The following is an 11,763-nucleotide window of genomic DNA, read 5'->3' on the forward strand; positions in this document are numbered from 1 at the left end:
TCAGGAGTTCGAGATCACGTACGCGTTGGGCGAGGAACTGCCCCAGTTGACGACGCAACTGCTCACGTGCACGGGTCCGTAGACGATCCGCCAGCCGCCCGGGATGGGCGAGAACTGGCACACCGTCAGGGACGAGCCGGCGGGCATTCCCTCCGCCTGCTGCACGAAGAGATAGCTGGCCCGGGTGCTCGGGTCGCAGATCCCGGCGTACGCCAGCACGACCCAGCCGGCCGGCACGCTGCCACAGGACCAGCGCTGATCACCGGGTGCCGCCTGGGCCGGCGCCGGTGGCGCGACCAGTGCGGCTCCGATGACTGCCGCGGTCAGTACGGCGAGGATCCGACGCATTCTCCTGCTCCCATCGCCCGGGGTGTGCGGTACCCCCGCAACGCTATGGGCCGGCGCAGGGCGTACCTCCGGTAGCGGGACGTGCGCCGCGCCGGCTCCGGCCCACCGCGCCTGGCCTGGGCGGACCCGGCCGCACCGCAGCGGAGACCGGCAGAACCGGCAGAACCCGGCACGCCGCCGGAAGTGCCGACGGACAGCAGAGCCACCGGACGGCAGGGCGGGCGTCAGTTCGTCCGGTCCGCCGCCCGGCGTTGGTAGCTTCCTAGGGTCAAGACGCGAGCAAGCATCAGGGGGACGCCAGTGCTCGTCATCGCCCACCTCAGCGACACACATCTCGACAGCTCTCCCCGGTCGGCCGAGCGGACCGCCCGGGTGATGGACTACCTGCACGCCCTGCCCCGACCGGTCGACGCGATCCTGGTCACCGGGGACATCGCCGACCACGGCGAGGTGGCCGAATACGAGACCGCCGCGAAGCTCCTCGCCTCGCCGCTGCCCGTGCTGACCTGCCCCGGCAACCACGACGTGCGGGACGCGTACCGGAAGGGTCTGCTCGGCGACGCGCGCGGCGGGACCGGCCCGATCAACAGCCGGCACGACGTGGCCGGTGCCGTCTTCCTGCTCGCCGACTCGTCGGTGCCCGGCCGGGACGACGGGCACCTCGACGCGGAGACCATGGGCTGGCTCGCCGACGAACTGGGCTCGACGCCGGCCGGGGCGCCGGTCTTCGTCGCCTTCCACCACCCACCGGTCGCCCTGCACCATCCGGTGATCGACCCGATGCGCCTGCTGCCGGCCGAGCCGCTGGCCGAACTGCTCGGCACCCATCCGCAGGTCGTCGCGGTGCTGACCGGGCACTTCCACACCCCCGCCGCGAGCACCTTCGCCGGCCGGCCGCTCCGGATCGCCCCCGGGGTCGTCTCCACGCTCCGGCTGCCGTGGGAGGGCGACGGGCCGCTGGTCGACCTGGCCCAGCCGCCCGGGGTGGCGTTCCACGTCTACGACGACGCGGGGCTGCTGACCACGCACTACCGGGTGGTGGTCTGAGCCGTGCACGGCATCGCCGTACTCGGCTTCCTGGCCGCCGTCGCGCCGATCACCGCGACCCCGGGCACCAGCCTGACCCTGGTCGTCTCGCGGGTCGCCGCCGGCGGGCGCCGGCAGGGCTGGTGGGTGATCCTGGGTACCCTCACCGGCCTCTACGTGCACGCCGTCCTCGCCGCCGTCGGGCTGGCCGCGCTGGTGCTCCGCTCGTCACAGGCGTTTCTGCTGGTCAAGCTGCTCGGGGCCGGCTACCTGGTCGGCCTCGGACTGTGGCTGCTCTGGTCGGCGACCCTCCGCCGTCCATCGAGCACGGTGGCCGGGCCGTCGGCGCCCCGGGCTCGGCGGCTGCCGTGGCGCGGGCACCATCCGTACCTCCAGGGGTTTCTCGGCAACGTGCTCAACCCGAAGGCGGCGGCGGTCTACCTGACCCTCGCCCCGCAGTTCCTCGACGTCGACGGTCCGGTGCTCATCCCGATGCTGGTACTCGGCACGGCGCACGCGGTAATGGCCGGCTGCTGGCTCGCCGGCTGGACCGCGATCTCGGGCGCGGCCGCCCGACTGCTGCGCACCGTACGGGTCCGCCGGGCGCTCGACCGGGCGACCGGTGCGATCCTGGTCGGCCTCGGCATCCGTACGGCGGTGAGCTGAGACCGCACCGCCCGGCGCTCGCGGCTGATCTTGACACTACGCGCCGCCCTATGTAGAGTTCCGAGCATGGGTAGTGAGGTGCGGGTGACCACCGCCGTGGCGCGGGTGCTCGCCGCGTTTCTCGAAGATGCGACGACAGACCGCTACGGCCTGGACCTGATCGGCGTGACCGGGCTGCCCAGCGGCACCCTTTATCCGATCCTGGTCCGGCTGCAACGGGCCGGTTGGGTCGACTCGGCCTGGGAGGAGATCGACCCGGTCGAGGCGGGCCGGCCCGCGCGGCGCTACTACCGGCTCACCCCGGACGGTCTGGCCCGGGCCCGCACCGAACTGGCGCTGCTGCACCAGCAGCTCGGCGGCACCGCCCGGCCGGCCAGCCCGAAACCGAGACCGGCATGAACCGGCCAGCCGACCCGGGCGACCCGGGCGAGCCGGAGACCGGCGGACAGCGGCCAGCCGGCGCAGACGAACCGGAGACCGGCGCACAGCGGCCAACCGACCCGGGCGAATCCCCGACCGGCGCAAACGAGCCGGAGACCGGCGGACAGCGGCCAGCCGACCCGGGCGAATCCCCGACCGGGGACAGGGGCGTGCCGGCAATCGCCGACGTCCTGCTCCGGATCGCCGCACGGCGGTGGCCCGCCGAGTTGCGGATGCTGCCGGAGTGGCGCGCCGAGCTGGCGGCGATCCGCGCCGATCCGGGTGCCGGCCCACTGGGCCGGGCCGTCCGGCAACTGCGGTTCGCGGTCAGCCTCGCCGGCTCGCCGCCGGCCGAGGACGGACACGGCGTACCGCGTGGCTGGCGGGAGGTGCTGCCCAGTGCCGGCAGGGCCCTGCAACCGCTGCTGGCGCTGCTCGGCGCGGTGCTGTTCTGCCAGGTGCTGATCGGTGTACTCGAGATGGTGGGCACGACCGTGTTGACGCTGACCCGGGGATACCCGGGCGGCGCCGGCCCGTCCGCCGACCTCGACTGGGCCGGCAACGTCGCCTCGGTCGCCGGTCTCGCGACCGGGGCCGCAGTCGCCGGTTGGCTCGGCGGGTGGCTGGGCCGGCGGCTGCCGGTGGACCGGGCGCGGCACAGCCGGCTCGGCGTGGCCGGCCCGGCGGTCCTGGCCCCGCTGCTGATGGCCGCCGGGGCGGTGGCCCTGCACCTGGTCGCACACTCCACTCCGGAACCGCAGCCGGGCGTCACCGTGCTGGCCTCCGAGCCGATACCGGCGCTGCTGCTCTGGGGCGTACTCGTCGCACCGCTCGCCGGGGTGGCCGCCCGGCTCGTCCATCGTGGACGCCGCCGGCTGGCGTCACTGGTCGCCGTCGGGGGCGGGCTGCTCGCGCTCGAACTGGTCGCGGTGGTCACCGGCCGGCACGCGGCGGTGGCGGAGAACCTGGATTTCGGTACCGCACCGTGGTGGTTCCCGCTCAGCCTGCTGGACCCGCACGGCAGCGGGATCCGGTTCGGCCGGGTCGAGCAGGGCTACGTGGCGTCGGAGATGGTCGTGGTGATCGTCGCGAACACCCTGCGCCCGCTGCTCGCCTGCACCGCGTTCGCGCTCTGCTACGGCATGGCGGCGGCCCGGACCCGGCGGCCCGTTCCGACGGCCGACGCAGCGGACCCGGCCAGCGCAGCCGACGCCGCCAATCCGGCAACCGCAGTCGGCTCGCCCAGCGTCCGGACGCCGATCGGCCGCCGATCGGGCTGGAGCCGGGCCGGTGCGGTGCTCCGCCGCTTCGGGGTGGCGGTCGCGGCGGTCGGGCTGGGCCTGTGGGCGTACGCGGCGACGATCCTCACGCCGGGGCTCTCCGAGGTGGCGGCGGTCGACGAGGTGCAGAGCTGGGAACTGCACCTGTGGGCCCAGGAGTTGCGCGAGGCCGGGGTCGTGCTCGCCGTACTCGGGCTGCTGGTGGTGGCCGCCGCCCGTGGCGCGGTACTGCTGCCCGGGCTGTGCACCGCCGCGCTGCTGCTCGCCGTCGACTCGGTACTCGACGCCGCCGACCTCGCCCGACCGGGTCTGCTGCCCGCGGTCTTCGGCGTCGGCGTGGCGGTGCTGTCGCTCGGCTGGTGGCTCGGCGGCGCCCTCGCCCGCCGGACCGGACAGGGTGACCGGGCGGCGGTTCCGGAGCACGTCGTACGGCGGCGGCTCGCCTGGGTGGCCGCGGTGGCCGCCTGGTGCGCACCGGCGCTGCTGTTCCGGGCGAGCTGGCCGGGCGAGCTGACCCCGCCGGGGTACCCGATCGGGACCGCACTCACCGCCGCCGCGTTCGCGGTGCTGGCCGGGACGACCGCGCTCGCCGTACGCGAGAACCGGCTGCCGGTCGCGGTCGCCGCTCCCCTGGTCGGCGTGCCGGCGCTGCTGATGGCCGCCCTCGGTGCCCTCAGCGGCGGCGCCACCGGCGACGTCGGCTCCGCCGTCGCGCTCGGACCGGCCCTGCTGACCGTCGCGCTCGCCACCATGGTCCTCCGGCGGCGCCCCGGAGCCGCCTGGCGGTGGGCCGCCCTCGGCGCCGGCGCGGTGCTGCTCGGCCTGCCGTCGGCGTACGCGCAACTCGCCCTCGCACCGCTGCTCGGCGAGCCGTTGCTGCGTGCCGCGGACTACGGTCGGCCGGTCGACGGGCTGCCCTACCTGACCGGTGCGGTGCTGCTCGCCGCCCTGCTGGCTGTAGTGCTCGCCACCCGGGTGGCGCCGGGCCCACCGACCCGAACGATTCCTGCACCCGGCCCGAACCCGCCCGACGACGATGAAGGGAGCCACGCGGAAACGGACCCCGGGAGGGTGGATGTGCGGATGGGCTGAGCGGTACGGCCAGACGGGCCACCACCGGCCAGGAGGTCGAGTTCAGCGTCGACTTCACCTGCCCCCTCGTACGCGGGTGACCGAGACGGTCCCTTCCGGACGAGTGCGGACCTTCCGCACGCCCGATCCGCAAGCTTCGGTCAAGAAACAGTGATCAACGGCACTACTCCGCCACGCCGGCCGCACAATCTAAGAACGTTCGGCCTAAGTGGACGGGGACAGGGCCATGACTCTTGATCCGAGCAACGTGACCTGGGGAATCAGCGCGTCGACCTTCCTGTCGGGCTATCTCCTCCTGGCGGTGGTGGCCTTCGGCCACGCGGCCGTACGGCGCCGGCAGATCCTTGCCGGGCCGGAGAGCGTCCGCACCTCGACGCTGACCGCCGACCAGGTCGCGTACCTGAACGGCGGCGGGCGGCTGGCGATCTACACGGCCCTGGCCGCGTTGCGCAACGCCGGTGCGGTGGCGATCGGTCCCGCCCCGGACCGGTATCTGGAGGTCGCCGGGGACCGGCCGGCCGGGGCGAGCGGTCTGGAGGCGGCGATCCACCGGTTCGCGGGGCAGCGACGGCGTCCACGGGAGCTGACGTACGACTCGGGCGTCTCGGCGGAGCTGTACCGGCTGCGTAAGGAGCTGGAGGAGGCCGGGCTGATGCCGGGCGGCGAGGCCCGCCAGGCGCTGCGCGGCTCGACCTGGTTGCTGGTCTGCGTGCTGCTGTTCGGCGTGCTCCGGTTGTTCGCCGAGGCCGCGACCGGCGCGCTCTGGCTGCCGCTGGTACTCGTCCTGGTCGGGCTGGGCGCGGCCACCGTGCTACTGGCACGCCGGCCGCCGGTGCGGACCCGAGCCGGCAACTGGGCGCTGGCCACCCTGCGCACCGAACACGCCCATCTGGCCCCGTCCCAGCAGCCGGCCTGGAGCACCTACGGCCCGACCGGCGCGGCGATGTCGGTCGCGCTCTTCGGCCCGGCGGCGCTCTGGGCGGCGGACCCGGAGTTCGCCGCCGAGGCCGAGATCCAGCAACGGCTCGGGGTCGCCTCGGCTGGCGGGTCGGGCGGTGGCAGCGGCGGCTACGCGTGCAGCGTGGGCGGGTACGGCTCCGACAGCGGTGGCGGGCACAGTTGCGGGGGCGGCGGCGGTGGAAGTAGCTGCGGGGGCGGCGGCGGTTGCGGGGGCGGCGGAGGCGGCTGATCCGCTGTGCTGACCGACCGCACAAGCCGGCCGCCGGGGTGCGGGCCCTGTCCGGCCGGGCGGGTCAGGGCAGGGCTCCGGTGAGCCGGCGCCAGAGGAAGCGCAGCATCAGCGCCCACTTGAAGGCCAGTTGCGCGTTGTCGGCTGCCGCGCCGTGCCCGCCCTCGATGTTCTCGTAGTAGGAGACGTCGTAGCCGTACCCGCGCATCCGGGCGGCCATCTTGCGGGCATGTCCCGGATGCACCCGGTCGTCCCGGGACGACGTGACGAGCAGGACCGGCGGATACGACCGCCCCGGCCGGACGTTGTGGTAGGGCGAGTACTCGCGCAGGAACGCCCAGTCCGCCTCGTCGTCCGGGTCGCCGTACTCGGCCATCCAGGAGGCGCCGGCCAGCAGCAGGTGGTAGCGGCGCATGTCGAAGAGCGGCACCCGGGCCACCACCGCGCCGAACAGCTCCGGAAACCGGGTCAGCATCACCCCCATGAGCAGCCCGCCGTTGCTGCCGCCCTCGATGCCGAGCCGCGCCGGCACGGTGATGCCGCGGTCGACCAGGTCGGTCGCCACGGCGGCGAAGTCCTCGTACGCCCGGAGCCGGTTCTCCCGCAGCGCCGCCCGGTGCCAGCGCGGGCCGTACTCGCCACCCCCCCGGATGTTGGCGACCACGTAATTGCCGCCCCTGGCCAGCCAGCCCCGGCCGATGATCCCGCTGTAGCTCGGCGTCCAGGCCATCTCGAAGCCGCCGTACCCGGTCAGCAGGGTCGGCCCGGTCGGCTCCCCCGCCGGTCCGACCAGGAAGTACGGCACCCGGGTCCCGTCGGCGGACCGGGCGTGCAGTTGCCGGACCGCCATCCCGGCCGGGTCGAAGAACGCCGGATCCCGCTTCAGCGTCTCGGCCGGTCCGCCGACCGTGCCGTAGTGCAGCGTGGTCGGTGCCAGGAAGCCGGTGCTGGCCAGCAGGTACTCGTCGCTGTGCTCCGGGTTGGTGTCGACGATGACGACGTGCCGCTCCTCACCCGGGGCGGCGGTCTCCAGCAGCGGCCGCCGGTGCCAGCCGTCCTCGCCGGGCGTGAAGACCTCGGCCCGGCTCCGCACGTCGACCAGGCTGCTCAGGATCAGGTGCCCCCGGGTCCAGGCGTGCCGGCCGGGCGCGCTGTCCGGACCGGGCGCGAAGACCACGGTCAGGTCGCGCTCACCGGCCAGGAACCGGTCCAGCCGGGTGACCAGCACGGTTCCCGCGGGGTACGTCCGGTCGGCCACCGTCCAGTCCGAGCGGAGCGCGATCAGCAGCCACTCCCGGTGTACGTCGGTCTCGGCGTCCTCCGGCACGTCGATCCGGACCAGTTCGCCGTCGACGGTGCGCAGGAACTCCTCCCGCCGGAAGAAGTCCAGCCGGCGGCCGAGGAAGTCACGGACGAATCCTGGGGTCGGGTCGTGCACCGCGTACACCGAGACGTCGTCGTCCCGGCCCTGGTAGACCACGGTGGCCTGCTCCAGTGGCGTGCCCCGGCGCCAGCGCTTGACGATCCGGGGATAGCCGGAGGCGGTCAGCGACCCGGGGCCGAAGTCGGTGCCGACGTAGATGTGGTCGGCGTCGATCCAGCCGACGTCGCTCTTCGCCTCGGGCAGGGTGAAGCCGTCGGGGACGAAGTCCCGGGTCGCCAGGTCGAACTCGCGGACCACGCTCGCGTCCGAGCCACCCCGGGCCAGCCGGATCAGGCAGCGCCGGTGCCCGGGCCGCTGCACGATCGCGCCCTGCCAGGTCCACGGCTCGCCCTCGTCGGCGGCCAACGCGTCCAGGTCGAGCAGCAGCTCCCAGCTCGGCTCCGCCCGGCGGTACTCGTCGAGGGTGGTACGCCGCCACAGCCCCCGGGGGTGGGCCTCGTCCTTCCAGAGGTTGTAGAGGTAGGTTGCGTCCCAATGCACGAACGGCACCCGGTCCGCGGCGTCCAGCACCTGGCGCAGCTCCGCGTTCAGCGTGCCGAACAACGGGTCGTCGGCCAGCGCGTCGCAGGTCTCCGCGTTGCGGGCCCGTACCCAGGCGGTCACCTCGGCGTCCGAGAGCGCCTCGAGCCAGCGGAATTCGTCGTCGAGATCCGGGGACACGCAGGGTTCCTACCACAGAACGTGAACAGAGTTCCCGCTCAGTCAGAAGGCGGATTGAACTTCCCGGCGCCGGAAAACGATCTAACTGAGGTGGGACGTTCTCGGCTCCAACCCGTACCGCTGGCTCGGCTGACCGTGCTGGGGCGCGGCGTACTGGCGGTGCTGCTGTTCGGCGCGGTGGCGGTGCTGCTCGGCCCGGCGAGACCGGCGGCGGCGCACGCCGCGGTGGTCGGCACGGTGCCGCAGCAGCAGGCCGTACTCGGCTTCTCACCGACCGAGGTCACGATCACCTTCAGCGAACCGGTGACCCTGGTGCCCGGCCGGGCCCAGGTGCTGGCCCCGGACGGCAAGCGGATCAACAGCGCGGAGGCCACCGTCCGGGACGCCACGCTGCGGATCCCGATCCGGGTCGCCGACCGGCCGCTCGGGACGTACCTGGTCAGCTACCGGGTGATCTCCGCCGACAGCCATCCGGTCGCCGGCAGCTACACCTTCGCGGTCGGCGCCGCCTCGGCCACCCCGCCCGAGCCGGCCGACGAGACGATACGCCCCGACGTGCGGCTCGCGGTGCCGGCGACCAGATACCTCGGGTACGCCGGACTCGTCCTGCTGATCGGTCCGACGCTGCTGCTCGGGCTGCTCTGGCCACGCCGGCTGCCCCGCCGGGGCGCCGTCCGGCTGGTCCGGGCCGGTCTGCTGCTGGTCGCGGCCGGCACCCTGGCCGGGTTCTGGGCACAGGCGCCCTACACCAGCGGCGCCGGGCTGCTGGACGTCTCCGGTGCCGAGCTGCGCCAGGTGCTCGACTCGGACTTCGGGCTGGCGCTCGCCGCCAGGCTGGGCATCGTGGCACTGGTCGCCGCCCTGCTGCCGCCGGTGCTGGCCGGTCGGGCCGGTCGGGTCCGGGTCGGGCTGCTGGTCGCGCTCGGGCTGGCCGGGCTGGCCACCTGGCCGCTGGCCGGGCACGCCGCCGCCTCGCCCACCCCGCTGGCCAGCGGGATCGCCGGCGTCGTACACCTGGCCGCGATGTCGGTCTGGCTCGGCGGGCTGGTGACGCTGGTCTGCTTCCCGCTGCGCGCCGCCCATCCCCGGGTGCTGGCGGTCGTCCTGCCGGTCTGGTCCCGCTGGGCGAGCATCGCGGTGCTCTGGCTGGTCGCCGGTGGGCTGGTGCAGGCGGTGATCGAGATCGGCGCACCGGGCGCACTCTTCGGCACCGGCTACGGACGGCTGGTACTGGCCAAGGTGGCGCTGCTGGCGCTGCTGCTCGGCGCCGCCGGGTACGCCCGCCGCCTGGTCCGCGGCCGCGCGACCGGCACACCCGGCACCCCGCCCGACAGCACCCGGACCGGGCGGCGGCGGTTGCGCCGGACGGTCGGCCTGGAGGTGCTGGTCGGCCTGGTGGTGCTCGGGGTCAGCGCGGTACTGGTGCAGACCACCCCGGGGCGCAACGCCGGGATCGAGGCCGAGATCGCCGCCTCGGACACCTTCGCCCAGACGCTCAGCTCACCGCTCTACACCCTCCAGTTCGACATCTATCCGGTGCAGCTCGGGCCGAACAACACCGTGCACGCCTACGTCTACACCCCGGACGGCAAGCCGCTGCCGGCGGTGGAGTGGACGCTGACCGCCGCGCTGCCGGCGCAGGGTGTCGAGCCGACCGACACCCCGATGCTGGGCATCGAGCCGCACCACGCGGTCGGGGCGGTGAGCTTCCCGATCCCCGGTGACTGGGAACTTAGGTTCACGGTACGCACCTCGGAGATCGACCAGGCGACCGTGCGGACCGTCGTACGGGTGCGCTGACCGGGGGCGGCGGGCTCAGGGCTCGACCAGGCCGGCCCGGATGGCGTACCGGGTGAGGTCGATCCGGTCCCGCATGCTCCCCGGTACCGGCCCGCCGGCCCGCACCGGCCGTGGTTCGCGGCCGGTGCGGGTGGGGGCACCTCGATCAGATGTCGTTCATGTCGGCGATGCCGAGGATGTTGCCGCCGTACTGGAAGGAGTAGAGCGAAGCCTCGACCGTCACCCAGCCCCGGAAGGCTCCCGCGTCATCGATGATCTGGAGCGCGGGCTTCATGTGGCCGGCGGCGGTGGCGTGTCCCTCGCCGATGCAGGGCCGGGAATTGACGTCGTACAACTGGTGGTTGAGGAACATCTTGCGATCGGTCCCCGAGCCGGCCATGTAGTACTTGTTGGTGTTCGTGGAGATGTTGATGCAGTTGGCGTTGCACAGCCGGTTCGGATAGTTGGCGTCGTCACGGTGAATGGTCTGGCTCACCACGCGCTCGGTGATCGTGCCGTAGTTGTTCTCGATGGTCGGCCCCTCGTAGGTGCCGTGCGCCGCGCGGATCGTCGACATCGGAATACCGGTCCGGAATCCCACCGTGCTGCCCCAGCCGAACCCGTCGGTCGCGGTCTGGTGACTGGCCAGGTCGAGCTTGGTCGTGGTCGCCAGGTTGCTGAACCTCCAGCGCTCGGTCCCCGAGCTGCCGCTTGTCCAGGTGATCGACAGATCGTTGCCCGCCACCGTCCAGGTCCCGTAGAGCTGGCCGGGAGCGTTCTGGAACCCGTCCGGGGTCCAGACCGTGCAGCTCAGCGCACAGCCCGAGGTGGTGAATCCCGACGGCATGCGGCCCTTGAGAGTCTGCGCGTTCCACGCCCAGTAGTCGGCCCGGGCGGTACCGTCGGCCCGGAGACTGTATTCGGCGAGCCGGACGAACGACTCCGTTCCGATGTTCCGCATCAGCGCCACCACGTAGTTGGCGCGGCCACCGGGCGGAACGGGCTCCGCGCTGGCGCGCGCCGGAGCGGCGACCGCCGCGACCAGGGTCAACGCCAGTGCGATCAACCCACGGGTAGCGGTCGAGACGAGGCCGACTTCTCGCGAGACTCTGGGCATAGTTCCTCCGAACAGCACAGGCAATGGGAACTTGGGGCGCCCCGAGGACAAGGACGCTACCCGAGCTTCCAGTTCCCCGCAGCCCCGGGACCGAGCCTGCTCGACGCCGTCAGTCGTCCGGGTCGCCGAGCAGCCAGCCATGCTCCTCGGCGATCCGGACCGCCTCGGCCCGAGTCCGGGCCCCGGTCTTGCCGATCGCCGCCGACAGGTGATTGCGTACCGTCCCCTCGGACAGGTGCAGCCCGCGCGCCAGATCCGCTGCCGTCCCGCCGCTGCGGGCGGCCCGTAACACCTCGGTCTCCCGCTCGGTCAACGGGCTGGTCCCGGTGGCCAGGGTCTCCGCCGCCAGCGTCGGGTCGACCACCCGCAGCCCGGCGTACACCCGGCGGACCGCGTCGGCGAGCTGCCGGGCCGGGGTGTCCTTGACCACGAAGCCGCCCGCGCCGGCCTCCATCGCCCGGCGCAGGTAACCGGGGCGACCGAAGGTGGTGACCACCAGCACCCGGCACTCCGGCAGCTCGGCCCGGAGCGCGGCGGTGACCGCGATGCCGTCCAGGCCGGGCATCTCCACGTCCAGCAGCGCCACGTCCGGCCGGGTCCGGCCCGCCGCGTCGAGCACCTCGTCGCCCCGGCCGACCTCGGCCACCACGGTCAGGTCGGGCTCCAGGGAAAGCAGTGCCGCCAGGGCTCCCCGGACCAGCGCCTGGTCGTCGGCGAGCAGCAGCCGGATCGGCGCCCTCAC

General features: G+C 73.7%; 10 protein-coding genes. 6 read left to right on the forward strand and 4 right to left on the reverse strand.

Annotation, left to right across the window (positions count from 1 at the left end; translation table 11 throughout):
- Positions 1–348, reverse strand: coding sequence for a hypothetical protein (locus ACSMXO_RS34210; protein ID WP_455415224.1), 348 nt, complete (start codon positions 346–348; stop codon positions 1–3).
- 300 nt (positions 349–648) lie between these two features.
- Here ACSMXO_RS34210 and ACSMXO_RS34215 point away from each other — a divergent pair, with 300 nt between their 5' ends.
- The 5 genes from ACSMXO_RS34215 (at position 649) to ACSMXO_RS34235 (ending at position 6,021) form a co-directional block, all read left to right on the forward strand.
- Positions 649–1,395, forward strand: coding sequence for a metallophosphoesterase (locus ACSMXO_RS34215; protein WP_455415225.1), 747 nt, complete (start codon positions 649–651; stop codon positions 1,393–1,395).
- A 3-nt stretch (positions 1,396–1,398) separates the two neighbouring features.
- Positions 1,399–2,040, forward strand: a complete 642-nt coding sequence (locus ACSMXO_RS34220; protein ID WP_455415226.1) for a LysE family translocator — start codon at positions 1,399–1,401, stop codon at positions 2,038–2,040.
- A gap of 66 nt (positions 2,041–2,106) precedes the next feature.
- On the forward strand, positions 2,107–2,439 hold the full coding sequence (locus tag ACSMXO_RS34225) for a PadR family transcriptional regulator (protein WP_455415227.1): 333 nt from the start codon (positions 2,107–2,109) through the stop codon (positions 2,437–2,439).
- Between the two features lie 191 nt (positions 2,440–2,630).
- Positions 2,631–4,832, forward strand: coding sequence for a hypothetical protein (locus ACSMXO_RS34230; RefSeq protein WP_455415228.1), 2,202 nt, complete (start codon positions 2,631–2,633; stop codon positions 4,830–4,832).
- Between the two features lie 226 nt (positions 4,833–5,058).
- Positions 5,059–6,021 (forward strand): TIGR04222 domain-containing membrane protein, encoded by a 963-nt coding sequence (locus ACSMXO_RS34235; protein ID WP_455415229.1) that lies wholly within the window; start codon positions 5,059–5,061, stop codon positions 6,019–6,021.
- A 64-nt stretch (positions 6,022–6,085) separates the two neighbouring features.
- On the opposite strand, the gene ACSMXO_RS34240 is transcribed toward ACSMXO_RS34235, so the two are convergent.
- The gene (locus tag ACSMXO_RS34240; RefSeq protein ID WP_455415230.1) at positions 6,086–8,125 is read right to left on the reverse strand and encodes a prolyl oligopeptidase family serine peptidase; all 2,040 of its coding nucleotides are present in this window, start codon (positions 8,123–8,125) and stop codon (positions 6,086–6,088) included.
- Positions 8,126–8,215: 90 nt separating this feature from the next.
- Between ACSMXO_RS34240 and ACSMXO_RS34245 the strand changes: the two genes are divergently transcribed.
- Positions 8,216–9,925: a copper resistance CopC/CopD family protein gene (locus tag ACSMXO_RS34245; RefSeq protein ID WP_455415231.1), complete on the forward strand. Its 1,710-nt coding sequence runs from the start codon at positions 8,216–8,218 to the stop codon at positions 9,923–9,925.
- Positions 9,926–10,070: 145 nt separating this feature from the next.
- Here the strand turns inward: ACSMXO_RS34245 and ACSMXO_RS34250 are convergent, their stop codons facing one another.
- Both ACSMXO_RS34250 and ACSMXO_RS34255 read right to left on the reverse strand, forming a co-directional pair.
- Positions 10,071–11,021 (reverse strand): hypothetical protein, encoded by a 951-nt coding sequence (locus ACSMXO_RS34250; RefSeq protein ID WP_455415232.1) that lies wholly within the window; start codon positions 11,019–11,021, stop codon positions 10,071–10,073.
- A 109-nt stretch (positions 11,022–11,130) separates the two neighbouring features.
- Positions 11,131–11,763, reverse strand: coding sequence for a response regulator (locus ACSMXO_RS34255; RefSeq protein WP_455415233.1), 633 nt, complete (start codon positions 11,761–11,763; stop codon positions 11,131–11,133).

The sequence above is a fragment of the Plantactinospora sp. DSM 117369 genome (assembly GCF_053764795.1).